The organism is Lewinella sp. JB7 (assembly GCF_024297185.1).
Classification (GTDB): domain Bacteria; phylum Bacteroidota; class Bacteroidia; order Chitinophagales; family Saprospiraceae; genus Neolewinella.
Window position 1 is genome coordinate 322,319 of sequence record NZ_JANCTD010000003.1, and the last position, 25,002, is coordinate 347,320.

At 60.2% G+C, this 25,002-nt stretch carries 19 protein-coding genes; 5 read left to right on the forward strand and 14 right to left on the reverse strand.

Annotated features, from left to right (window positions below; all coding sequences use genetic code 11):
• Nucleotides 1–22 precede the first annotated feature (22 nt).
• Together NMA52_RS07510 and NMA52_RS07515 are read right to left on the reverse strand one after the other, a co-directional pair.
• Nucleotides 23–217 (reverse strand): hypothetical protein, encoded by a 195-nt coding sequence (locus NMA52_RS07510; protein ID WP_254827043.1) that lies wholly within the window; start codon nt 215–217, stop codon nt 23–25.
• 343 nt (nt 218–560) lie between these two features.
• Nucleotides 561–1,583: a hypothetical protein gene (locus NMA52_RS07515; protein WP_254827044.1), complete on the reverse strand. Its 1,023-nt coding sequence runs from the start codon at nt 1,581–1,583 to the stop codon at nt 561–563.
• 439 nt (nt 1,584–2,022) lie between these two features.
• On the opposite strand from NMA52_RS07515, the gene NMA52_RS07520 reads away from it, so the two are divergent.
• Entirely contained in the window at nt 2,023–5,094 is a 3,072-nt protein-coding gene (locus NMA52_RS07520; RefSeq protein WP_254827045.1) for a DNA polymerase III subunit alpha, read from the forward strand.
• A 7-nt stretch (nt 5,095–5,101) separates the two neighbouring features.
• On the opposite strand, the gene NMA52_RS07525 is transcribed toward NMA52_RS07520, so the two are convergent.
• The 10 genes from NMA52_RS07525 to NMA52_RS07570 form a co-directional block, all read right to left on the reverse strand.
• On the reverse strand, nt 5,102–6,493 hold the full coding sequence (locus NMA52_RS07525) for a M28 family metallopeptidase (RefSeq protein WP_254827046.1): 1,392 nt from the start codon (nt 6,491–6,493) through the stop codon (nt 5,102–5,104).
• Nucleotides 6,494–6,598: 105 nt separating this feature from the next.
• A complete protein-coding gene (locus NMA52_RS07530; RefSeq protein ID WP_254827047.1) occupies nt 6,599–7,702 on the reverse strand; it encodes an energy transducer TonB in 1,104 nt (367 codons plus the stop codon).
• On the reverse strand, nt 7,699–9,438 hold the full coding sequence (locus NMA52_RS07535; protein ID WP_254827048.1) for an ABC transporter substrate-binding protein: 1,740 nt from the start codon (nt 9,436–9,438) through the stop codon (nt 7,699–7,701). The genes NMA52_RS07530 and NMA52_RS07535 overlap by 4 nt, the downstream gene beginning before the upstream one ends.
• A 179-nt stretch (nt 9,439–9,617) precedes the next feature.
• Nucleotides 9,618–11,171, reverse strand: a complete 1,554-nt coding sequence (locus NMA52_RS07540; RefSeq protein ID WP_254827049.1) for a flotillin family protein — start codon at nt 11,169–11,171, stop codon at nt 9,618–9,620.
• A 12-nt stretch (nt 11,172–11,183) separates the two neighbouring features.
• Complete coding sequence (locus NMA52_RS07545; protein ID WP_254827050.1) at nt 11,184–11,753, reverse strand: hypothetical protein; 570 nt, start codon at nt 11,751–11,753, stop codon at nt 11,184–11,186.
• Nucleotides 11,754–11,875: 122 nt separating this feature from the next.
• Entirely contained in the window at nt 11,876–12,685 is an 810-nt protein-coding gene (locus tag NMA52_RS07550; RefSeq protein WP_254827051.1) for a ThuA domain-containing protein, read from the reverse strand.
• Between the two features lie 223 nt (nt 12,686–12,908).
• A complete protein-coding gene (locus NMA52_RS07555) occupies nt 12,909–13,910 on the reverse strand; it encodes a septal ring lytic transglycosylase RlpA family protein (RefSeq protein WP_254827052.1) in 1,002 nt (333 codons plus the stop codon).
• A gap of 193 nt (nt 13,911–14,103) precedes the next feature.
• Entirely contained in the window at nt 14,104–14,751 is a 648-nt protein-coding gene (locus tag NMA52_RS07560; RefSeq protein ID WP_254827053.1) for an inorganic diphosphatase, read from the reverse strand.
• A gap of 43 nt (nt 14,752–14,794) precedes the next feature.
• The gene (locus NMA52_RS07565; RefSeq protein WP_254827054.1) at nt 14,795–15,985 is read right to left on the reverse strand and encodes a hypothetical protein; all 1,191 of its coding nucleotides are present in this window, start codon (nt 15,983–15,985) and stop codon (nt 14,795–14,797) included.
• A 40-nt stretch (nt 15,986–16,025) separates the two neighbouring features.
• On the reverse strand, nt 16,026–16,862 hold the full coding sequence (locus NMA52_RS07570; RefSeq protein ID WP_254827055.1) for a zinc-dependent peptidase: 837 nt from the start codon (nt 16,860–16,862) through the stop codon (nt 16,026–16,028).
• A 109-nt stretch (nt 16,863–16,971) separates the two neighbouring features.
• Between NMA52_RS07570 and pepT the strand changes: the two genes are divergently transcribed.
• From pepT to glgB, 4 genes are all read left to right on the forward strand, one after another.
• Nucleotides 16,972–18,219, forward strand: coding sequence for a peptidase T (gene pepT, locus NMA52_RS07575; RefSeq protein WP_254827056.1), 1,248 nt, complete (start codon nt 16,972–16,974; stop codon nt 18,217–18,219).
• Nucleotides 18,216–18,644, forward strand: coding sequence for a hotdog fold thioesterase (locus tag NMA52_RS07580; protein WP_254827057.1), 429 nt, complete (start codon nt 18,216–18,218; stop codon nt 18,642–18,644). The genes pepT and NMA52_RS07580 overlap by 4 nt, the downstream gene beginning before the upstream one ends.
• Nucleotides 18,645–18,862: 218 nt before the next feature.
• Nucleotides 18,863–19,642, forward strand: coding sequence for a helix-hairpin-helix domain-containing protein (locus NMA52_RS07585; RefSeq protein ID WP_254827058.1), 780 nt, complete (start codon nt 18,863–18,865; stop codon nt 19,640–19,642).
• A gap of 249 nt (nt 19,643–19,891) precedes the next feature.
• Nucleotides 19,892–21,844, forward strand: coding sequence for a 1,4-alpha-glucan branching protein GlgB (gene glgB, locus NMA52_RS07590; protein WP_371930949.1), 1,953 nt, complete (start codon nt 19,892–19,894; stop codon nt 21,842–21,844).
• A gap of 4 nt (nt 21,845–21,848) precedes the next feature.
• On the opposite strand, the gene NMA52_RS07595 is transcribed toward glgB, so the two are convergent.
• Together NMA52_RS07595 and NMA52_RS07600 are read right to left on the reverse strand one after the other, a co-directional pair.
• Nucleotides 21,849–22,961: a lactonase family protein gene (locus tag NMA52_RS07595; RefSeq protein WP_254827060.1), complete on the reverse strand. Its 1,113-nt coding sequence runs from the start codon at nt 22,959–22,961 to the stop codon at nt 21,849–21,851.
• Between the two features lie 32 nt (nt 22,962–22,993).
• Nucleotides 22,994–25,000: a TonB-dependent receptor domain-containing protein gene (locus NMA52_RS07600; protein ID WP_254827061.1), complete on the reverse strand. Its 2,007-nt coding sequence runs from the start codon at nt 24,998–25,000 to the stop codon at nt 22,994–22,996.
• Between the last annotated feature and the right edge of the window lie 2 nt (nt 25,001–25,002).

The following is a 25,002-nucleotide window of genomic DNA, read 5'->3' on the forward strand; positions in this document are numbered from 1 at the left end:
CCGTAAGTCGGTTTCCGCTTGTTTAGTTCGCCTTCCTCCCCCGCTGACGCACCAACAGGGCTAAGCCCAGGCACGCGGCAATCAGGAGAATGTTCAGCAGAACGGGCATATCTCCACCGTAGACTCCGTACTTCAAGCCGAAGTAGCTGGCGAAGTAGACGGCCGTCATGAGGAGGAAAAGGCCCGGACCGGGCTTGTCTTTGCGGAGCGGTTCCATGACGGCAAGATAAGGGGCGGGATGCCGCAAAAAAAAGAGACCCGGGCGCAATTGCCCGGGTCCTTGTTATACGACTGTGTTGTCCACAGCGTCTCTCATGAAAAATAAACCTACTCTTTATATCAACTTGCAAGCAAGTCGATTTTATGGCGCTAAGATAGCGCACATTTATTCAACGTTAAGTGGCCATTAATGCAATTTTATGCATACAGGCTTATCGAATATTAATAATTCCGGCTAGCCACCGAAACTATACGTGATAAGTTACGTGGTTTTACCCGAATTTGTTCGAATACGGGTATGATTTACGAAATTTTAACATGTTTTCACACCTTCACCCCCCCTAAAACACCTGCTGGCTGATCATTATCCGCTCGCGGTGTTGTTTAATTTGGCTGCGGAGGTAGCCGAAGTACTGGGCGGCGTACTTCCCGGCTTCCGAATGCAGGGCGCTGCCGTGTTCGATCAGGTTATCGAACCACTGCCGGGCTTCGTTGTACAGCTCCGGATCGGACGTCGCGATGTAGTTGGGAGTGACCAGCGTAGTGAACAAGTAGGAGCGGACTTCCGAGTTCACTAGAATGATATTATTGGTGTTCGATAGCTCGTTGTGGTACACGCGGAAGGCCGGGCTGTCGTCCGTGGGAGTTTCCCCCAGCGGAAAACGCTTGCCGGTACGCACCATTTGCTCCAGGTGATCGACGATGGTGAAGAGTTCATCGAAGAGTTGGTAGAGGTGTTCGGTGTTTTCGAACCGGCCTACCTGCGCCAGGTAGTTGATCTGCCGGAGCGTCACGTCCAGGATACCGACCGACCACAGTTCCCGGGCCGGGACGGTGTAGTGCCCCCGGATCACCTGATGAACGATGTCGTGGAGTGGGGGGCTGATGAGGTCGGGCGAGAAGTTGCGGTGCTTCCACTTCTTGAGGTTCCAGGTCGTGATGCCGTACATGAATATCTTGAAGCTTCGCAGCATCGGCGTTGACATTTCGTAGTACATCGGCAGTTCGGGAGTGGCCAGATCGGCCCGTGCTCCCGGCAACTTCTTCATTTCGTTCAACCCCTTCATCAGCTGGATGAAGTGATCGAACTCATTCTTTACGAAGTTCCGGCTCTCCGGATACCGCAGCGTCGGTACGCGATCCTTCCGTAGGTGTCCGCTCTCCGTCTGCACTTTGAATACATCGGCCAGCAACATCAGCTCGTCGGCGGTCAGGGCGGTATCACCCCGCAACCGGCGGTAAACGGCATCGCGTCCAACGTGCAGGACCTTCGCGACTTCCTGTACCAACTGGCTGCGCGAGGCAAATTGTCGACTCAAGCGGTCAAAGAATATCTGTTGGTAGCTGTTGCTTGCCTGATTCATACCCGTATTTTGTTCTGTAGTGTCTCGCTACCTAGATATAACCTTAAGATTATCCCAATATAAACAATTGCAATAATCAGCCACGCCCTACGGCACGCAATAACGTGCGGACGACGACCCGGTAACGGACAATAAACTACTACCTAAATTGTTTTTTAATTATTTTTAAAACAAATTATTTGTTTTAAAGTTAGACGACACGCTACCTTGCGGGTGAAAACGTGTAGGTACATACGCTTCCGGGGCGCGTTCGGTTTGCGTGTACTTGCGGTTTTTGCTCGCTATCCCCCGTTTTTGTTTGCTTTTTCAGTTTAGTTAATACTCACGAAACATGTACTTCACCCATTCCCGGGGTACGGTGGCACGCTCAGCCACCCACTACCCCGCCCTGCCCTCCCGTGTCTGTTCCCCCGCATCAGTCGTTCGCAACTGATCATTCGTGCACCTGAATTGCCATACTTCCTTCAGCCTACGCTACGGGGTGCTGCCTCCACGTGACCTGGTGGAGAAAGCCGCCGCCTGGGGAGTGGAATGCCTGGCACTGGCCGACAACAACAACACGAGTTGCGCCGTGGAATTCGTCGCCCACTGTCGCCGGGCGGGCATCAAACCCATCCTGGGCATCACCTTTCGCGACGACGACGCCCAGTGGCTCTACACCGGGCTGGCCCGTAACGCCCGGGGCTGGCACAACCTCTGCCGGTTCCTGAGCGAGCACTCCCTCGACGACCGTCCCCTGCCCGCCGTGCCCCCGCGGATGGACGATGTCTGGATCGTCTACCCCCGCCTCTGTAAACCCATTCGCGACTTTCGCGATAATGAACTGCTCGGCATCCGCCCCCAGCACGTCAACCGCCTCTTCAGTCACGAGTTGCTGCACTACCAGCATAAACTCGTAGTACTGGCGCCGGTCGTCGCCGTCAACGAAGACGACTACGAACTGCACCGTACCCTGAGGGCCATCGACCGCAATACGGTGCACACCAAACTTACGCCCCGCGACCTGGCCAAGCGCGGCGACCGGCTGCTTCCCCCCGCTACCCTCCAACAGTTCTACCGCCCCTACCCCGCCATCGTACGCAATACCCAGCGCATCATCGACTCCTGTACCGCCGAACTCGAAACCGGACTACAGATCAACCGCCAGCACTTTACCGGTTCCAAGGAAGGCGACTACCACCTCCTCGAGAAACTCGCCCTGGCCGGCGTCGCCCGCCGCTATCCCCCCGGCCCCCGCTTTCAGAAGGCCCGCCTACGTACCGAACGGGAGCTGGCCGTAATCAAAAAGCAGGATTTCTGCCCCTACTTCCTCATCACCTACGACATCGTTCGTTACGCCCGCATGGCCGGCTACCAACACGTGGGCCGGGGCTCCGGGGCCAACTCGATCGTGGCGTACTGCATCGGCATCTCCGACGTCGACCCCCTGGAACTCGACCTCTACTTCGAGCGCTTCATCAACCCCTACCGTGCCAGTCCGCCGGACTTCGACATCGATTTCAGCTGGGACGAGCGGGACGACGTGACCGACTACGTCTTCAAACGCTACGGCCGGGAGCATACCGCGCTGCTGGCTACGTACGCAACCTTTCAGGGCCGCGCCGCGCTGCGGGAGGTGGGCAAGGTGTACGGCCTGCCGAAGGAAGAGATCGACCAACTCGTCCGCGACCCCCACGGTCGGGCCGCAGCCGATCCCAAGGCGCGCACCGTGGTCGACCTTGCCCGCCGGCTGGTCGGCCTGCCCAATCACCTCAGCATTCACGCCGGGGGCATCGTCATCACCGAGCGACCCATCTATTACCATACGGCCCAGCGACTGATGCCGAAGGGCTTCCCGGTAGCCCACGTCGACATGTACCACGCGGAAGATCTCGGCTTGCACAAGTACGACGTGCTGAGTCAGCGGGGACTCGGGCACCTGCGCTCCGCCGCCGATCTCGTGCGCCGCAATCACGGCCGCACCGTCGACCTGCAGGATCTCGACGCCATCAAGACCGACTCCCGCGTTCGGGCCATGCTCAAATCAGGCCGTGCTCTGGGTTGTTTTTACATCGAGTCGCCGGCCATGCGGGGCCTGCTCACCAAACTGGGCTGCGATAATTACGTACACCTGGTGGCGGCCTCGAGCATCATCCGGCCCGGCGTGGCCAAGTCGGGCATGATGAAGGAATACATTCGCCGTTACCACTCCCCGCACAGTTTCGATTACATCGACCCCGTCTTCGAGGAGCACCTGGGCGAGACCTTCGGTATTATGGTTTACCAGGAGGACGTGATGAAGATCGTCCACCACTTTGCCGGCCTGGACCTCGACGAGAGCGACGTACTGCGCCGCATCATGAGTGGAAAGAAGCACAACGGAGATACCTTCGAGAAACTGCGGCAGAAGTTCTTTGCGGGAGCGCGGGAGCGGGGCCATTCCGACCAAGTAGCCGCGGAGGTCTGGCGACAGGTCGAGAGCTTTTCCGGGTACTCCTTCTGTAAGGCCCACTCGGCCAGCTTTGCCGTGGAGAGTTTTCAGAGTCTCTACCTGAAGGCCTACTTCCCCCTGGAGTTTATCGTCGGTGTGATCAACAACTTCGGGGGTTTCTACAAAACGGAGTTCTACGTACACGAAGCCCGCATGGCCGGAGCACGGATCCACGCTCCCTGCATCAACCGTAGCCTCTACCTGACCGATCTCCGGGGCAAGGACCTCTTCCTCGGCTTTATTCACCTGAAGGGGGTGTCGGAACAGCTCATCCACCGCGTCATACTGGACCGGCAGCGGGAGGGTCCCTTCGGCGATCTGGCTGACTTCTGTTCCCGCGTCGACGTGGAGAGCAGTCAGTTGGAACTGCTCATCCGTATCGGGGCCTTTCGCTTTACCGGTAAACGCAAATCTGAATTGCTGTGGGAAAAAAACGCCGTATTCAATCCCCGCCTGCGCCGTGAACCGTCCATGAACCTCTTCGTCCGCTCTCCTCCCGACCACGACTTTCAGCTCGACGAGACGCCTAATTACCGTCCCGGCCACCGATTGTCCTCAGCGGAATTCGATCAGGCCTTCGACGAAATGGAACTCCTGGGCTTTCCGCTCTGCTCCCCCTTCTGGCTCACCGCAGCCGCCACCGAACGGAGGGCGGGTCAGGAAGTAGAGACCGACCCGACCCACCGGATGCCCGTGAATTCATGGGATCTTTGCGTGGCGGATCCCGCCGCCGCCCGGCCGACCCATCCTCTGGTCCACGTTCCGAATAACGGAACCATCGTACTGCGGGGCTACTTCGTGTGCGATAAGGTCGTCCCCACGGTGAAGGGCGAACGTATGAGTTTCGGCTGCTGGCTGGATGAGCGTGGGCGGTATTTCGACAGTGTTCACTTCCCGGACGTATACGCGCGCTGCCCCTTCCGGGGGGCCGGGGTATACCGACTGCGCGGCCGCGTGACCCGGGAATTCGATTTTCTGAGTCTGGAGGTTCTGGAGATGGAGCGACTGGCTTACGTGCGGGACCTGCGGTTTACGGAGTAAGGGTCGTCTATTTCGTCCCGCGGGGGATCAGCGTACTCGGGAATACAACCACGCTTTCGTTGCCGTCGACACCGACGCTGGAGACGCCGAAGAAGTAATTATCGACGACGATGTTTTCGAGGGTGTAGTCAAGCTGCCCGGCGGGTACGAAGCGTTTGTGCTGCCACTGGGGGGCGGTGGTCAGCCGCCAGTGAACGTAATAACCGGCAATGGGCGTAGCGGTTTCCGGCTCCTCCCACCGTAGTCGGGTGCTGGGCTCTACCGCGCCTCCGATCATCACCAGGGGCGGGGCGGCGGGGGCGGCGGCCAGGCCGGCCAGGGTGATGGCGTTTACGCCCGTCAGTTTCGCGGCGTAGGGGAAGTTGACGTGCTTGAGTCGGTCGCCGTACTCGATGCCGTCTTCCGTACGCAGATCCTGGTGCTGCTGGGTGTAATTTTCGTGGGTTTCCATGATCCGTACGCCGGGAATGTTGGCGTCGTTGAAGGGCCGATGGTGACCACCGCGGCCGAAGCGATCCAGGCGGTAGACCATCATGGGTTCCAGGTTGGTGGCGTACTGACGGGTCTGGCGCTCGATGTACCGGGCCAATTGACGGCTGGGGCCATCGACTTCCCCCCCGAAGAAGCGCCGGTAGATATTCTTGCGTTCGTCGTTCACGTCGTCCGGGAAGTAGGGCTCGGAGAAGATGCGAAAGCTGGTATTGTCGGTCACGCCGTCCACGCCGGTGATGTTGCCGATCATATCGTTGTTGAGGGTGCCGGTAAGTTCCCATTCGCGTTCCGCGACCCAGTCGGCCATTCCCTTTCCGCCGAAGAGACCCTGCTCCTCGCCACTCAATCCGACGTACAGGATGGATCCGGGGAAGTCGTACTGCGTCAGTACCCGGGCGGCCTCCAGTACACCCGCCATCCCGCTGGCGTTGTCGTTCGCGCCGGGGCTGTCGCTGCTGCCGTCGAGGGCATCGCTGACCCGACTGTCGATGTCGCCGCTCATCATGATGAAGCGGTTGGGGTCGCGGTCGCCGCGCTGCACGGCGATGACGTTTACGACCCAGGTGTCCTCCCGGATACGGCTTTCGGGATCCCCCTCGACCAGGTTGCGCTGGTACATTACTTCCAGACAACCTCCGCACGCGTCACTGATGCGCTCAAACTCGGCAAAGATCCACCGGCGGGCCGCTCCGATGCCCCGGGTGGTGCTGACCGTATCGCTGAGAGTATGCCGGGTACCGAAGTTGACGAGTGTCGTCACGTCCGCCTCGATGCGGGCCGGATCGGGCGCGTCGGCGATGTCGTACATTCGTAAATCAGCGGCGGGGGGCGGACTCGGGGGGGTATCCTGGGCCTGGGTGGTCAGTCCCGGCAAACAGAGTAGTAATGATAGTAAGGGCTTGTACATACGAGAGGGGCATTTAGGGTCACAATGTACAATGCGCCCCTTACCCGAAGGCACGGTGCGGTACGCCTCCGCTCTCACTGCTCCCGCGCGCCCGCCGTATACGAATTATTCCTCGTCCTCCTCCGGCCGGCAGATCAGCGGGAGCACCGAATCGTACCAATCGATGAGGGCGATCTCCCTAGCCAGGGTAAGGTCCTGGCAGGCTTCCGCGAGCCGGTTGTTGTCGAGCAGGGTCTGGCCGCGTAAAATGCGGAAGCGCCCATCGCGGGGAAAAGATTCGACCACGCTATCCATCTTCGCGAGCCCCGCGGTCAGCGAGCTACTGTCACGTACGAGCAACTGGGCCTCCTGCATCGTGGCAAGCGCCGTGTTGTAATCCTGGACCAGGTACTGGCATCCGGGATCGGTGGGTGCGAAGGTGAAGGAGACGTCGTAGGCACTGGCGACCTTGCGCCCCTCGTACTCGGCGGCGATCCACTTGCCGAACGACCCGGTGGCCGCGTCGATAGCCTTGGCGGTAAAGGCCACCCCCAGATCGTTGTAATCGATGATGTCGTTGACGGCAACTAGGCCGTTGGGCTGAATGATGAGTTGCATATCCATCTGCCCGGTGGCGCAGCTGTCCTGATCGATGTCGGGGTAAGTTATTTTTTCGTTCAGGTAGCCGGCCAGATTCCCGTCGTTGCCGGTGAAGGTGGCCCCCTTCGTCAGTTCGGTATACACCGTATCGCGATCGATGATCACGTAGGGCTTGGGCTCTTCCAACCGGAAGCGGACGGGCAGCACCACGCGGTAACGGACGGGCGCTCCGTCCTTGAAGGCGGGTCGCCAGAGTACTTCCCGTTGCATACCGATCACGCTGCGCAGGGCGGAGAGGCCGAGACCGCCTCCCGGGTCACGCAGTATTTCCGGGCGGTTGATCAGGCCGTTACGTTCGACGATGAAGGCGACGACGGCCGTTCCGCTGATCCCCTGTTCGCGGGCTTCGGCGGGGTATAGCGCGCGCTGGTAGATGTATTCGAGCAGGTAATTCTGCGCGCACTGCCACTTGGCCGCGGCGGTGGTGTCGTAGCGCTCACAGGGGCTCGGAAAGCGGGCCACCTCGTCGGCAAAACTGTAAATGGTGGTATCGACCGGGGCTACGGCGGTGGTGTCCTGACCGTACGCCAGCAGGGGCAACAGTGCAAGAAGAATAAGAAAGGTTTTCATTGGTTGACTTTAAGCCGGAGCGCGTTGAACTTCAAGTTGGGGGCCATAGCGCTAATGCGGTACTCGAACCGCTTCGCGATCACTACGCGGTCGTAGGGTGAATATAGAAAGATCATCGGTTGGTTGGCGTAGATGATCTCCTGGAACCGCCGGTAGAGCGTGTCCCTTACATCGGCGTCCGGAGTCACGGCAATCCGCCGAATGAGGCTATCCGCCTCGACATTGTGAAAGTTACCCCGGTTGGTTCCGCCGGGCGGCACGGAGGTGGAGGCCCATACCTGGGTAAAATCGTCCGGAGTCGGTTTGAACCCCTGACCGTAAAAGGATGCCGTGAAGTCACCGGCATCGAGCATGGACGTCAGGGCGCGCGGTTCCATCCTGACCACTTCGATATCGATGCCCACCTTACGTGCCCCTTCGGCAATCACGAGCGTGACCGCTTCGCTCGTCGGCATGGCGAAGGAGAGCAATTGAAACTGGAATTCCCGTCGCTCCCCCTCGATGACGCGATCCAGGATACCGTTGCCGTTGGTATCCGACCAGCCGGCCTGCCGCAGTAAGCGCTCCGCGGCGGCGAGATCGTACGGAATGACCGGAAGATCGTCGTTGTAATAAGATTTCGTGGGCAGCACCGGACCGACGACGCGCTGGGCGAGTCCGGGCAGCAACTGTTCGATGAGTTGGTCCACGTTTGCCGTGTGGGCCAGCGCCCGCCGCGTGAGGGAATCGCCGAGCAGGGGATCGTCGCTGTTGAGCAGAACGGCAAAATACTTGAAGCCGGGAATGGCTACGAAGTCGTAGCTCGCCGTGAGGTATTCGTCGTCCTGCAGGTCCCGGAATACGTCGACCGGCATATCGAGGGCTACGTCGACGATATTATCGCGCAGCGCGTTGATCTCGGCCGAGTAGTCGGAAATGATGCGAAAGTTGAGATAATCGGGATAGGCCACCAGTCCTTCCTCGGTCCGGTCTTGCGCCCAGTAATTGTCGCGCCGCTTCAATCGGATCCGCTGACCGGGTTCCCAGCCGATCAGGGCGTATCCACCGCTGCCGACGATACGGTCGGGGTTAAGGGCCGTGTCCGGGCTGTTGAACACGTCGGCGAAGGCCCGTAGGTCCTCGTTACTTTCGGCCAGCTCTTCCGCCCGCCGGGGATCGGCGAGGTCGGCGAGGGAGACGTCACTGAGGTAGCCCTCCGGATCGTAAGCATATTGCGGATAGACGTACAGATCCCCGATGGCGTGCTCGGACAGGATGTAGGGACTTTCGGTAATGACGTAAAAAGTACGCTGGTCGGCGGAGTCGACCACCACGTCCTGGATCATGTCATAATAGGGACGATAGGGTCCGGCTTCCACCAGGGGGTTGAGGAGCGCCTTAAGGCTGAAGATGACATCGGCGGCGGTGACGTCGGTGCCGTTGGGCCACCGGGCCAGCGAATCGATGGTATACCGATAGCTGGTGGTGCCGTCGGCCCCGCTCTCGACTACGGGGGTGGAAGCCAGCAGGGGCACCAGTTCGAAGGTATCCGGATCGCGATCGTTGAGGGTCTGAAAGATGTTTCCGTAGACGTACCGGGAGATGTTGTGTATCGATAGAATCGGATTGAGCCCGACCGGCTCGGCCCGTATGGAGATCGTCACTTCGGAGGCACCGGCTCCACTTTCCCACACTCCGGCTGCCTGGCCCGACTCCCCTCCCGTACAGGAGAGTATCCCGCACAGAATGGCGGTCATAGTCAGTACGTACAATTTCATGAGGTCGGTGTGGCTACAAAACTCTCCTGCGAAGGTATTCTTTTTTTACGTATGCCCCCGGCGGCCCGCCCCCCTATTTCACTATTCCGTGTACTCTATAAATGTTCAAACAAATAAAGTACCCGGATAATGCGATGTGGGCCCGCAACGGGGCTGTACTACCCTTCCTGCTTCCTGGTCTCGGCGTGTCCGTTGCTAGGCTTAGCGGCTACCGGGGGAGTGGGCGAATCCTCCACCAGCCCCCGGGGCAGCGTCATGCCACTCTGCCGGAGAAAATCGTTGAGTTGGGGCACCATTCCGTAAAGCCCCTGCACGAAGTTTCCGACGCCCTTTCCGTTGCCGCTGTCGTACACCACGACTTTATCGATGTCGATATCCTTGATGGCATCCGTCTGGATCCGCGTGAGCTCGGTGAGTTTATCGAGCATGAGGTAATTGATCGCGCTTTCGGGGTTGCCACCGGCGGCACTGACCAACTTCTGAAAGCCATCGGCTTGCTTACGGAGAAGTTCTTCCATGCCCTGGGCTTCGGCCTGGTACCGGAGGAGTACGGCGTCGGCTTCACCGCGGGCAATCTCCCGGCGGCGTTCCGCCTCGGCCTGAGCGGCGATGATGGCCTTCTGTTTCTCGATATCGGCCACGACCACCTGCTCGGCTTCCATGCGTGCTTTTTCGGTAGCGGCCCGGGCTACTTCCGCCTCCCGCTCGGCCTTATAGGCTTCCTCCCGGGCGTTGGCTTCGGCGACTTTGCGGGCGGCTTCGGCACGGCGGCGGGCCTCGGCCATCGCTACGTCCCGTGCCGCGTTGCTTTCGGCGATCTTGATTTCGGAGGTGTTCTTCCCCTGGGTGGCGTCGGCGCGGGCCGCCGCTTCCCCGATCTGGGCGAAGCTTTCCGCCTCGGACACTTTGATGCGGCGCTCCCGTTGTGCTTCGGCCTCTCCGATTTCCGCCCGGCTGTTGGCGGCGGCCACCTGGATGCGCTGCGACTGCAGCGCGGCGGCTTCGCCGATCTCCGCCCGGCTGTTGGCATCGGCTACCTTCGAACGCTGATCCTGTTGGGCTTCCGCTTCACCAATGCTGCCGGTACGCAATTCGTTGGCTACCTTGATCTTGGCGTCGTTGATGGCCTTGGCGGCCGCTTCCTGTCCGAGGGCTTTGATGTAGCCGGATTCGTCCTGAATGTCGGTTACGTTGACGTTGATCAACTCGAGGCCGATTTTGTGCAACTCCTCGCCTACGTTGCGGTAGACGCTTTCGACGAATTTATCGCGATCGATATTGAGTTCCTCAATGTCCATATTAGCGATCACCAGGCGCATCTGCCCCATGATGATGTCGTGGCTAAGGCTCGAGATGTTGCTCCGCTCCAGGGCCAGTAACCGTTCGGCGGCCGCCAACATCAGATGTGGTTTGTTGCTGATGCCCACGGTGAACTGGGCCGGTACGCTTACCCGGATGTTCTGCTTGGAGAGTGCATCCTGTAGGTTGACGTCTATGGAAAGTGGCGTAAGATCCAGGTAACGGTAGTCCTGAATCACGGGCCAGACGAAGGTGCCCCCGCCCGCATAGCACTTCGCCGAAGCCTCGCTACCGGTACGGCCGTAGACCACCAGGATCTTATCCGACGGACACCGTTTGTACCGGCTAACCAGCCACAGCAGGAAAATAAACAGAACGCCGGCAATCGCACCGGTCATAATTAAGGGTTCCATGGTCATAGAATTTTAGGGTGAGGTAGGGGGTAAGGCCAGGTTCGTCGCTGCATCGCTATCGCTGACGAGCAAGGTGCCCTCCGCGGTATAATCTTCTACGTATACATTGGCCCCGGTCGGAATTTCCGTCCCCGAACTGCTGCGGGCCTTAAGTTCCCGTACCGCTCCCTTCACGGTGACGTGCACGATCCCCTCCCCCGCCGCCGGGATTCTCAGGTATACCCGACCGGATTGCAGGAGCGTATCCTCGACCGACCAGTTGACGTTTTCCTCGTAGCCGAGTATCCACTTTACCAGTAAAGACATCAAATACACCGCTACGGCTCCCGCGCCCACGCCCGATACGATTGCCGCCACGGGATGGGTACTGGCCAGGAGTAGCAGCTTAGCCACCCAGGCCCCCACGGAGAGGAAGGTAAGGCCACCCTTTACGATCCCAAAGCCGAACCCACTTCCGCCTTCCGCTCCGCCCTCCGCGTCAATATCCACGTCGGCGTCCACTCCACCGACGATACCCGCCAGCAGGAGAAGCACGAGGAGGCCTCCGGCGATCAAAGAAATGTACTGTAGCCAAACAACCATTTGCCAAACGCTTTTATAACACATTAACGTTTGGCACACCCCCTTACGTTGCTACGTTAATTACGTCCTGGTCGATACGGGAGCATCGCTGGTCGATTAAAGCCGGCCGGCCGCCACCGGACCTAGGGAATATTGGGAGAAGCACCGCCCCGCTCCACGCTCTTATCCGCGTAACGGACCGGGCGCTCATTACCGAATAGGTAGTCTAAGCCACCGGATACGTGACGGACGAACTCGGGTTCCCGGTAGGATTCGTCGGTATGGCCCAGACCGGTGTAGAACATACGCCCGTTAGCCACTGCCTTATACCACGCGATGGGGTGGTTATCACCGTTTTTGCCGCCCTCGTAGGTACTCTCGTCCAGGCGCAGTAAGGTCGTAAAATCGTCCTGAATGGATTTATAGTTGTACCATTCGTCGTTGCGCACCCAGGTATCACCGAGAAAGGCCGTTGCCGGATGGTCGTGATTTTCGACGATGATGGTAGCCCGGGGTTGTCCCCGCGGGTGACTGAGAAAATAAGCGCCTACCAGCTGATTGTACCACGGCCAGTCGTATTCGGTATCCGCCGCCGCGTGAATACCCATCCAGTTCCCGCCGGCTTCCAGGAAGCGCTCGAGCTCCCGCTGCTGGGCATCGTTGAGAATATCTCCCGTGGTGCTCAGGAACACGACGACCTTATACTTACTCAAATTGTCCTGGTTAAAGACCGTTGCATCTTCGGAGAAATCGACGGTGAAGGATTTCTCGCTGGCCAGTTTGCGAAACATTTCCTGCCCGGCTTCGATGGAAGCATGGCGAAAGCCGGCCGTCTTAGAGAAGACGAGCACCCGGTTCGTTTCCCCACCGCATCCACAGGCCAGGAAAAGGATAACGGCCACGATGAAGAGCACCGTAGCGGGCTGTAGGGGGGCTGGGGAGTTATTCGTCATCTGGGTTCAGCTCTAATCAAAACGAAAACGGAAATCCGGCTACCGGAGTTTCGCAGAAAGTTTGCTTACGCTTCCTCCGACCCGTTGAATGTTCGGAAAGGATAAGCAATACTATAGGAAAATTCTAATTTAAGCCTAACAAAGGTGAAACCGCGAAAATAAAAAAAAGGATGCGAGGTCGTCTGACCCCGCATCCTTTGCGAATTTTTCTGTTCCGGGCAACTTACATCTTGGCGACGATGCCGGAAAGCTTGTACTTCCCCTGAATAACCTGGGCGGCCTGCTGCGCTTCGTTGACACTGCCGAAACTTCCGGAGTAGACGCGGTTGATGACCTGCCCGTCGGGCTTGGTGAAGGCGCGGTAGAAGGCGTCGGTAAGCCCCTGTTCCTTCAGTTCGGCAACGCGTCGCTGGGCATAGGTTTCGTTGTTGTAAGCACCTAACTGAACGGCAAATGCTTCCTGCTGGGGAGCGGCGGCGGCGGCGGCGGCAGCGGGGGGCAGGGCGGTACCACCCCGGGCTTCCTGACGACCGGGTACGGTGGGTGAGGGTGGCTTCACCGCAGCGACTTCCGGGGAAGCGGTCGAGGGATAGCGATTAAAGGTAGCCGGCGTGGGCGCAACCTCGCGGTTCATCACACTAGAGCGGGTCGGTTCGGCGGCGGGCTTGCGTACGGCTACGTCCGGAGACGGTGCGACGATACCCCCGCCGGTCGGTTCCGTGGAGGCGGCAAGCACGGGGGCCCGGTTGTACGTGGACGGAGCGGCAATTTCGGAAGGGGGAAGCGGATTCCAGTTGCTGAAACCACTGCGTTCGAGGCTGACGGGAGCGGAGGAGGTGATGCCCAGTTTGTCCGCGGCAACCCGGCTCAGGGTAACGAGACAGTCTTCGCACTCGCGGCCGCGGTCCGTAACCCGAACCACGACGCTGCGGCCGTTCTCGGTATTCGTAACCCGTAGGAGGGTACCCAACGGGAGGGCGGCGTGGCTGGTGGTCATCTCTTCCGCGTAGTAGGTTTCCCCGTAGGCGGTCGGTGTACCCTCGGCGTCGGCGGCGTAAATACCGGCCAGACCGGTCTGTCGCTCGCTGTATGCCCGGTCGTACGACTGTGGATCGTGCTGCACTTCCTTGGGGTGGGCGGCGGGTTTGTCCTTGTTCCACTCAAAGCTCTGCCCACTAAGGGCAGTGGCCGAGAGTAAGATTCCGAGAGAGAGTAAACGTTTCATTTATACGTCAAGATTAAGGCTGGTGGTGGCCGGAGCCGATCCGCGCAACCGGGTAAATACCCTGAGGAGGCAAATAACGCCCAAGTATGGTAATTCATTGGCCATCCAACGAATTATCGTCCTGTAGGGGACCATTGTAACGGTTGAGCCGGCAAAATGCTCGCTGCTTACTACAAATTGATTGAAATTTAACTTATTGCACCGGATCGACGTCCGTACGCCAGCGGCGCACCTCCCGCCAGGCGTAGGCCTCGTCCTCCCAGCGCAGCAGCTCGGTCGCGTTGGGTCCCTTATAGTTCAGGAACCAGGTTTCGATGATCCGTTTAGCGGCATCGTTGCCGAGCGAAAAATCGAGAAAGTTATCCGCCCGGTAAACCCGTGCACTGGTATCGGCCGGTACGGCGATGATCTTGGTGTCGATTTCCCCCCGGTCCCGCAGCATCAGGGTACCGATGGGATGAACGCGCAACTTGGTGCCCGTAGGCACCGATTCCCCGATCACGAGTACGTCCAGGGCATCGCCGTCACCGCCCCGGGTCTTTTCTACCAGCGTCGAAGGGATGAAACCGTAATTACCGGGGTACGGCAGGAAATTGATCACCCGCAAAGAGCCGTCCGGTAAGGTGTCGTTGGCGTATCCCCGATCGGGATGGTACTCGATCTTGTGGCTGGTGCCGGCGGGAATCTCCACGATTACGTTAAAGGCGTCTCCGTCGATGCTGGGAAGGGAGTACGGATCCGTCAGTTCCACCGCTTCCGCCGTGGGGGTAGTCGGTTCGGTGGGGGTAGTCGCGTCGCAGGCCCACAGCAAAAGAAGCGGGAGTGCAGTAAGGTATTTCATGTAAGTAGTGATTTAGCATACGGGGAGTGCGGGAATGAGGAAGCTATTGCTCGAAGTAACCGAGGGTACCGCCGACCCAGGTCTTACCCTTATTGTAGCGGACGCCGATCATCTCGCCCTTCGACAACCGGACCAGGTTGTTCACCAGGGTCGGACGTTCGTTTCCCGGTAGCCAGAGGTACATCATCCGCAGCTCCACCCGGGCCATTTCGTCCGGCGTACGGACGATGGGAACGTACTCCACTTTCTTTTGCAGGATGAAGTGTTCGGGCCGTTCGAGATCGCGCAGATCGCTTTCGGTAGGATGAAGGTTGACGCCCATACCGGCAAAGCTGTGCAGGGGTTTGAGTACGTAATCCGCCAGATTCACCGGCGGGTGATCCAGTTCGGAAACGAAAGTCGTCTCCGGCACGTACGGACTGCGGATGAACGGCAGGCTGTACTTGCTGATGAGGAAGAACCAGTTGGGGTGCCCGGCCCACTCCACGTCCGCCACTTCGATCATATTGAACCGCCGCCGCAGATCGGTCCGGGCCTTGAGTTCGTCAAAGATCACGCGATTGTAGATGCGCCTGACCCGCGTGCGCTCCCCGTCCCGGTCGTAGTACAGTACGCCGGCGTCGAGTTCCAGTTCGCTGATACAAACTTCCCGGATCCCGAGTTCGGCACAGGCAACCACCAGGTCGATGCGGGTAGTCTGGGCCTTTGGGTCCACCTCGAGCAACACGACGTGCTCCGGGGCATGCCCCCCCAGAATAGCGCCGCGTAAGGTTTCCAGGTATTCTTCGTCGGTAGACCCGTCGAAGCGGGCGGAAAATCCTTTGGGGACGGGAAAAAAGCGGCGAAAACTGCGGTCCAGCAGATGCTGAAAGTGGTACAGGGAAGGAAAGCCCTGCGCCTCCACGAGCTGGGGTACGACGGTACCGTCCTCGGCCCGGCAGACTCCGAAGTCCAGTTGCAGGAAGAGGGGGTGTTCGTTCTGTCCCGGCACGAACTCTCCCGGCGGAATGGCGGCGGCTACCCGCTCCGCGTAACCGGGGGCGGCGATCACGTCCAGCACATCCTCACAGGCGGCAAAGACACGGTCCCGAAAGGCCCGGGGAAAGAACACGGGCGTTTCCGCTACGTGGAATTTGGGATCGTGGTTGTACTGACCGCCGAGCCAGGCGATCATGGCCTGGTAGGCCTCGTTGGTAAAGGAATCGTTGTAACGCTGGCGAATGTCGGGTATCATAGGTTACGTTAACCACCCCCGCCGATAGTTGTTTGTTGGGCTAGGTATTTGCTACCGGATCCCGCTGGGCCACGGTGCCTACCCCGCCGTCACCGTCCAGGTCCTGGTGGAAGATGCGCTCCATCAGCGCGAAAAGCTCGGGATGTTTGCTGGCGAAGGCCGCCGGGCGGTTAAAGAAGTACTCGGCCGCTACGGCGAAAAACTCCGCCTTGTTCGTGGCTCCGTAGTTATCGATGTCGGAATCGCCCCGCTGGATGGCTTCCATCTCTCCGCGCATCATCTCCACCCAGGGAATGAGGTACTGGTGGTCCAGGAAGTAGTCGGGAATACCGTCGGTATCTCCGTCGGCCTTGTCCAGCAGGTGGGTAAACTCGTGAATGCCGGTATTGTCGCGGCCGGCGTTGGCGAAACCGCGCCGCAGTGCCTGCTGGGAGAGCAGGAGCTTGCCGTTCATGTACCCGCCGCCGACCATACCGGCTACGTCGCGCCCCTCCCCTTCCGTCGCGAAAGTGTCCCGGTTAAACGTATTAGCGTAAAGCAGCACTTCCCGCAATTTCGGGTACTGGTTCCAGTCTTCGAACCCGAAGGTGGGAATCAGTCCGCTGGCGGCTACGAGTACCCGGTCGAGTTCGGTCACTTCGGTATCGATGCCGGTGATCTTGACCCGCTGAAAGAAGTAGCGCATCCGGTCCTGGAAGCGCTTTTTTTCCGAACGACTCAGCGTGGAATAAAAGGTGACTTCCTTGCGCAGTAAGCGCCGCCACTGTTTCCGAAATTCGGGCAGCGGGCCCATGGGCTCATCCCGGAAAATGTAGTAGAGTAGTCCACCGGCCAGGGCTAGTACGGCTAGGGCGACCAGGGTAGCGGAAGTTGTCATCGTTCGTTCGGTTTACGGGGCGGGGCCGCGGGAGCGGTGTGATTTGGTTAGATGCCGCGTAGGTGGGTAAATGTTCGAGTGAGTGCACGGGGCAGCGTACTTTGTCGGCATGAACGTTCTCGATCGCTTCCTTCGCTACGTGCGCATCGATACCCAGTCGGATCCGCACTCCAAATCCCAACCGTCCACCGATAAGCAACGCGACCTCGGCCGCCTTCTGGCGGAGGAGCTCCGCGAACTCGGGCTCACCGATGCCGCCCTCGACCGCTACGGCTACGTCTACGCCACCCTGCCCGCCTCCCCGGGGATGGAGCAGCTGCCCGTCATCTGTTTCTGCGCGCATATGGATACGAGTCCCGACGCCAGCGGCAGCGGAGTGAAGCCCATCGTACACCGTAACTACCAGGGCCAGGATCTCGTCCTGCCCGACGACCCCCAGGTAGTCCTGCGGGCGGACGACTTCCCGGGACTCCGCCAAAACATCGGGCACGACATCGTCACGGCCAGCGGCACCACGCTGTTGGGCGCCGACAACAAATCCGGCATCGCCGCGATCATGGCGGCGGTGGAGTATCTGGGGGAGCACCCCGAAGTGCCCCACGGGCGCATTCGCATCCTCTTCACGCCGGATGAGGAGATCGGTCGCGGAGTCAACGCGGTGGATATGGAGAAGTTGGGCGCCGACTTCGGCTATACCATCGACGGGGAGGCCCGGGGCAGCATCGAGGACGAAACCTTCAGCGCGGACGGTGCCGTGATCACCATCGCCGGCGTGAGCAGCCACCCGGGATTCGCGAAGGGGAAACTGGAGAACGCCGTCAAGATCGCCGCCGACATTATTGCCGCCCTGCCCCGGGCGGAGCTGAGTCCGGAAACTACCGACGACCGCGCGGGCTTCATTCATCCGGTAGAACTCTCCGCCAAGGCCGAAAGCGCGCGCATCGAGTTCATTCTGCGGGACTTCGACACCGCCCGGCTCGACGACCACGCCCGGGTACTGCGCGACATCATCTCCGAGGTGGGGCCGAATTATCCCAACAGCTTCATCCACCTGGAAGTGACCGAACAGTACCGCAACATGAAAGAAGTGCTCGACCAGCATCCCCGCGTGACGCGACTGGCCGAGGAGGCCATCCGTGCCGTAGGGCTACGGGTGCGTCGATCCCACATCCGCGGCGGAACCGACGGATCGCGACTCAGTTTCATGGGTCTGCCCTGCCCCAACATCTTCGCCGGGGAGCACGCCTTCCACTCCCGCTACGAATGGGCAAGCGTATTCGAGATGCAAAAGGCGGCGGAAGTGATCGTGGAGATCAGTCGCCGCAATACCCTCACCGAGCCGGCCACCGCGGTATGATCTGGAAGACACCCCCTACCCTCGCCGCTCTCAACGCCCTGAACGAAGGAACCCTCGGGGCTACCCTCGGCATCCGGTTCGTAGAGATCGGCGACGATTACCTTACGGCCGAGATGCCGGTGGACGAACGCACCGTACAACCCTTTCGCTTACTCCACGGCGGGGCCTCCGTAGCCCTGGCCGAGACTCTCGGCAGCGTGGCGGGCTTCCTCAGCCTCACCGATCCCGGGGCGTATATCGTGGTGGGCGTGGACATCAACGCCAGCCACCTGCGCAGCGTACCGGAGGGGGGGCGCGTAAGGGGGACGGTGCGCCCCGTACGGGTCGGCAGAACCGTACAGGTGTGGCAAATTGACATCGAAAACGAGCAGGGCAGGACCATCTGTACCTCCCGACTGACGTGCCAGGTGGTAAAACGGCGATAAAACTCGATCTTTTTTTTGGGTTACGGTTTCCGTGGAAAATTGGGGAAATCACCGCCCCGGCCCAGTAAATGCCGTACCGGGCCGCAAAACGGCGCAGCATATTAGGTCTGTAAACCAATAGGCATTGCTCACGTTACCCCATTGCACCTGCGACCCCGCCCAAAGCTTTGACGTTCAGGGCGTATCGCTATAATTTTGTACTAAATACACACACTACCATGATCAAGTCCACCTACGTAAAGTCCAAGCAGCAGTACAAGGTCACCTTCGAACTGCCCCAGGAGCGCGTCGGCGAAAGCCGCGACGTACGGGTACTCGGCAACTTCAACGACTGGAACTGGGAGCAGGGCCTTAAGCTGAAGGCCTCTAAAGGATCGTACGCCGGCAACACCGAATTGCCCGCCGGCCATTACCAGTTCCGCTACCTGGTAGACGGTCACCACTGGGCCAACGACGACAGCGCCGAGGCTTACACCGACAGCGGACACGGCTCCACCAACTGCTGCTTCTCCCTGGAGCAGGTACAGGAAGCCGCCAAAGCCGCCCCCAAGAAGAAGGCCGCCGCCGCGAAGAAGGCACCCGCCAAAAAGACCGCGAAGCAGGATACCACCATCAAGGCCGCGGCCGGTGCCCCCGCCAGCAAACCGGTCATGACGCCCCAGGACAAGCCCATGGCCGACGCGAAGACCAAGAAGACCGCCGCCCCGAAAAAGGCCGCCGCCCCCAAAAAAGCCACCAAGGCTAAGGGCGACGATCTAAAGAAGATCGAGGGCGTAGGCCCCAAAATCGCCGGTCTGCTGAACAAGGCCGGGATCAACACTTACGCCGACCTCGCCGGTGCCAGTGAAAAGAAACTTGCCGACGTGCTGCAGGAGGCCGGAGCCCGCTTCCGCCTGGCTAAGCCCGATACCTGGCAGGAACAGGCCAAACTGGCCGCCGCCGGAAAGACCGAAGAGCTGAAGAAGCTTCAGGACGAGCTGAAGGGCGGCCGGAAGTAATTCCTACGAGCTTAAGACTATTTTCCTGACGGGATCCGGGCCATGCGGTCACCGGGTCCCGTTTTTTATGGGGTACGCTTTCGCGCTGGCGCAAGTGTACAGGGCGGCGTTTGGCCCCGGGCCGGTGGTCCGTGAAGGGCGCGTACCGCCTTTATCTCCGAGAACCCGTCAATGCGCTTAACATCCACCGGCCTTTGGCGTTACCAAACGTAAATCGGATCATCACCACCAAAATTATTGCCTGTGCCAGTGCCTGCTACCGTTACCTCACACTCCCTCTTCACCGATTACGACATCAACCTATTTCGCGCCGGAAAGAACTTCCGCATCTACGATAAACTCGGCAGCCACGTCATCGAAGTGGACGGGAAACGCGGTACCTATTTCGCGGTATGGGCGCCGAGCGCTAAGTCGGTAGGCGTGATCGGTGACTTTAACGGTTGGAACCGGGACGGCCACCGTCTCTTTCCCCGCTGGGACAGTAGCGGTATCTACGAGGGCTTCATCGAAGGCGTCGAGAGCGGCACGGTATATAAATACGCGGTCGAAAGTCAGAACGGCGAGCAACTCGAAAAGGGAGATCCCTACGCTCGGCTCTGGGAAACGCCGCCGAAGACCGCCAGCATCGTGTGGGACACCTTCTACGAGTGGGAAGACGAAAGCTGGATGAAGGATCGCTACCGCCACAACGGTATCGACCGGCCCTACTCGGTCTACGAAGTGCACCTCGGCAGCTGGAAGAAGAACGAAAAGAACGAGAGCCTCTCGTACCGTGAGCTCGCCACGGAACTGGTCGACTACGTGCGGCGGATGAACTATACCCACGTCGAGTTCCTACCGGTCATGGAGCACCCCTACTTCCCGAGTTGGGGGTACCAGATCACCGGATATTTTGCCCCGTCGAGCCGCTTCGGGGGGCCGCAGGATTTCATGTACCTGGTCGACAAATTGCACACGGCGGGCATCGGCGTCATCCTTGACTGGGTCCCCAGTCACTTTCCTAACGACGCCCACGGTCTGGCTCAGTTCGACGGCACCCACCTCTACGACCACGCCGATCCGCGCAAGGGCTTCCACCCCGACTGGAAGAGCGCGATCTTCAACTACGGACGTAACGAAGTCCGTTCGTTTCTGATCTCCAATGCACTGTTCTGGCTCGACCGCTACCACATCGACGGCCTGCGCGTGGACGCCGTAGCTTCCATGCTGTACCTCGACTACAGCCGTAAGGCCGGGGAGTGGATCCCGAACCAGTACGGGGGTAACGAGAACCTGGAGGCCATCGACTTCATCCGGGAGTTCAACGAAGCGGTTTACCGCGACTTCCCCGATACGATGACAATCGCCGAGGAATCCACTGCCTTCAGCGGCGTAAGCCGCCCCACCTACATCGGCGGACTCGGTTTCGGGCAGAAGTGGATGATGGGCTGGATGCACGACACCCTGAATTACTTCAAGAACGATCCGGTTCACCGCAGCTACCACCACGGCGAACTGACCTTCTCCCTCGTGTATGCCTTCAGCGAAAATTTCATGTTACCGTTGAGCCACGACGAGGTGGTCCATGGTAAGGGTCCCCTCATCGACCGGATGCCCGGCGACGAATGGCAGCGGTTCGCGAATATGCGCCTGCTCTACGGCTACATGATGACCCACCCGGGGAGTAAACTGAACTTTATGGGCGGTGAATTCGGGCAGACCAGTGAATGGAGCATCGAGCGCGGCATCGACTGGAGCCTGACGCAGTACAAGCCCCACGCCACGCTCCAGAAGTTCGTGGCGGACCTCAACGATCTCTACCGTAGCACGACCGCCCTCTACGAGTACGCCTACGACCCGAAAGGTTTCGAATGGATCGATATCGGTGATCACCAGCACAGCGTACTCAGCTACCTGCGCCGGGGAAAGGACGAAGAGGACATCGTGGCCATCATCCACAACTTCACGCCGACCGTTCGCAACAAGTACCGCATCGGAGTGCCCTTCGCGGGCAGTTATGAGCCCGTCATCAACAGCGACGACGAGCAGTACGGCGGTACCGGCAACTACTCGCTGGAAACCATGTCGTCAGTCCCCAGCGAATGGAACGGCCGTCCCAACCACATCGAGCTCACCCTTCCCCCCCTGGCTACGCTCGTCTTCCGTTTCCGGTCGGCGGCAAAGGCCAAAAAGGGAGCGAAGAAGTCGGCGAAGAAGAAGTAAGGACCTAGAACAGAATGCAGACGGGAACGGGCGCCGATACCGAACTCACGTAATCGAGGAGTCCGGTGTCGGCGTCGCGCCGGAGCGTCGTGATGTTCTTGGAGCGCTGGTTCGCGACCAGAAGAAAATCTTCCCGTGGAGATAAGGCGAAATTGCGGGGCCAGTCGCCCGCTACGGGCTCGTGCTCGAGCGTGGTCAGGGCGCCCGTCGCTTGGTCGATGGCGTAGGCTACGATGCTGTTATGTCCGCGATTGGAGCCGTACAGAAAGCGGCCGTCGGTGCTCACGTGCACGTCCGCGCAAAAGCTCTCTCCGGCGAAGTCGTCGGGCAGCGTGGACCAGCTATCGCGGACCGTCAGCTTACCGTCCCTGCGCTCCAGCTGGGTGACCGTGCTGTTCAGCTCGTTGATGACGTAGATCCACCGTCCGTTGGGATGGACCGAGAGGTGGCGGGGGCCGGCGCCGTCCTTCATTTTCGCGGCCGGGGGGGTCATGGGGATGAGCGCCTCCCGCGCCGTATCGATGCGGTAATGCCAGACCTCATCGGTGCCCAGGTCGACGCTGAGGACTTCGGTGCCGCCGTTCAGAAAGTAGGAGGAATGGGCGTGGGGTGTTTCCGCGCCGCGTTGGCGGTGGTCCTGCAGGTCGAGGGGCTCGGATAAGTTCCCCCGGCCGTCGATCCGCAGCAACTCTGCGTTGCCTCCATTGTAGTTCGCCACCATCACGTAGCCCTGCGGGCCGACGTTGACGTGGCACGGGCCGTTGCCGCCGGACGTTTGCCGGTTGCGTACGCTTAGGCTGTCACCGGCAACGGCGAACGATACCACCCGGCCGTCCCCCTGCTGGACTTGTTCGACCGACACCAGCACGCTACGGTCGGTACTGTACGCGAGGAAACTGGGGTTTTCGGCCTCTACTACCCGCCCCCGATTGGTGACCGTACCGTCCGCCACGAGGGCAAAGCGGTAGATGCCGGGTTCGTGGACCCCGGGATCGTCGTAAGTCCCCAGGAGAAAGGTCTCTTCGCTCGGTGAATTGGAGGGGGATTCCGATACGCCGCCGGGGCGGGAGCAGGCGCCTACGGCAGCCAGGGTCAGGAAAAGGATAAGGTAACGCATGGGGGAAAGGTACGCTACCCCACCGGTAACCGCTAGGGCGTTACGGACACTCCTACGAACCAGTTTCTACCGGGAGCCGGTTGGTAATAGCGCCCCCCGAACTGCGGATTCAGGTCATTGCCGAAGCTCATGCGCTCGTCGAGCAAGTTGCTACCCCCCAGGAAAAAATCCAACTCCGAACGGGCGATCGTCCCGCGCCACCCCGCCCGGGCGCGGAGCAGGTGGTAAGCTTCCCCGGATACCGTCCCCGCGTCGTTGAGGGGGATGGCGTCGGTGTAGTTTTCGGTGACGGTCAGGTAGAGACCGGCGGGAAGCCGAAACCGGGCCTCCAGATTAACGATGTGGGGAGCCGTGCCCGGCAACCGGTTGCCGGAATAATCCGTTCCGCCGCGGGCGTAGGTGCCGTAAGTGAAGCGGTGATAGGTGTAACTACCGTAGAGATCCAACCACGGACCGGCGGCATAATCCAGTTGGAATTCCAGCCCCCGCTGCTCCGTATTCCCGGCATTGCGGAAGAGCGTGGTGCCGCGGGCGTCGGAGTAGGTACTGATGGTTTCGGTCAGGCGTAGGTAGAACAGGGCAAGCTCGTAGGCGACCCGGCCCCGCCGGCCCTTGGCGCCGACCTCGTAATTCGTGCCCCGTTCCGGGCGTAGCGCCGTATTGATGGAGCCCTCGTTGGTGCGGAACTCATCCAGCGTCGGCGGACTGAAACCGCTGCTGATGCTTCCGTACAGACTCCACGACCCGAAATCACGGAGTGCCGCGAGGCGCGGACTCGCGACGCCGCGCAGGTTGCTCTCCGTGATGCCGACCGGGCCGTCGGCACTGAAGGTCCGGTCTACCCGATAGCCGAGGTCATTCAGGCTCAGGCCGGCGGAAAAGCGCCAGTCATCAATAGTATACTGGGCCTGGAAAAACAGGATCCGTTGCGTGCTGAGGATCTCGTCGCTGAAGTTCAGCTCCGTGGGCGTGCCGGATTCGTTGCCGAAATTATTGGCCATCCGGTACTGGAGCTGGCTTTCCGCCCCGAGGGATAGGTTCAGTACGGAGGTACGCAGCGGCAGGGCGTAATCGAAGGCCGTGCGGCCGCCGACGCCAAGGTTAGTTTCCCGTTTATAGTCGAAGTTGAAGGGGTGGTCGAAGTAAAACCCGGTGCCGTACAGGGTAGTCTGGTTGCTCCACCGGCCCCGCGCCCACTCCTGGGTAAGCCCCACCAACAGGTTGTCGTAGTTGATGCTGGCGTTCGTCTCGGCACTGCCGGGCCGTGCCTGCCGGGGGTCGGCGGCGTACTGCTCCGCATTTAAACCGCCGGGCAGGTCGTAGCCCAGCCGGGTGTACAGGGCGTGCAGGCTAAAATTCCGGTGGGGAGAAACCGACCAGCGCGCGGACGCCTGAGCGGTTTGTCGCCGGAGAGAGGAGTGGTCGCGGTAGCCCTCGGTTTGTTGGTGGGTCACCCGCAACTGGTAATGGTGCGGCCCTGCGTCGTCCGCTCTTCCCGAAGGCCATTGCACCCGCGCGCCCGCCCGGAAGAAACCAAACGAACCGCCGGAAACATCCAGCGTGGCCGGACGCGCCAGGGTATCCGTGGAAAGCAGAAGCGTGCCCGCCGTACCCGCTCCGAAGAGACTTCCGGCCGGACCGCGGATCAGTTCTACCCGGTCGATATTGTTGACGTCCAGAAAGTTGAGCGGCGTATCTCCGCCCGGTTCCGTCAGGGGGATGCCGTTCCAGTACACCTTGATGTTCCGGACGCCGAAGGGACTGCGCAGCGTACTGCCCCGCACGCTGATGCGGTAGCTGCCGGGTGCCCGCTCCTCGAAGCGCACGCCGGGTAAGCGGTTCATCGCGGGTAACAGATCGGCGGCGGGATACTGCCGTAACTCCCCGGTACGGAGGGTACTGATGCTGGCCGCGACCCGCCGGGCCGGCAGCTGGTCGCGAAATCCGACCACGGTAGCGTCGGGCAGGGTGTACAGGGTGTCGGACTGGGCCGCTAACTGCTGCGAAAGGAACAGCAGGAGAAAAAAGTATCGGTACATGG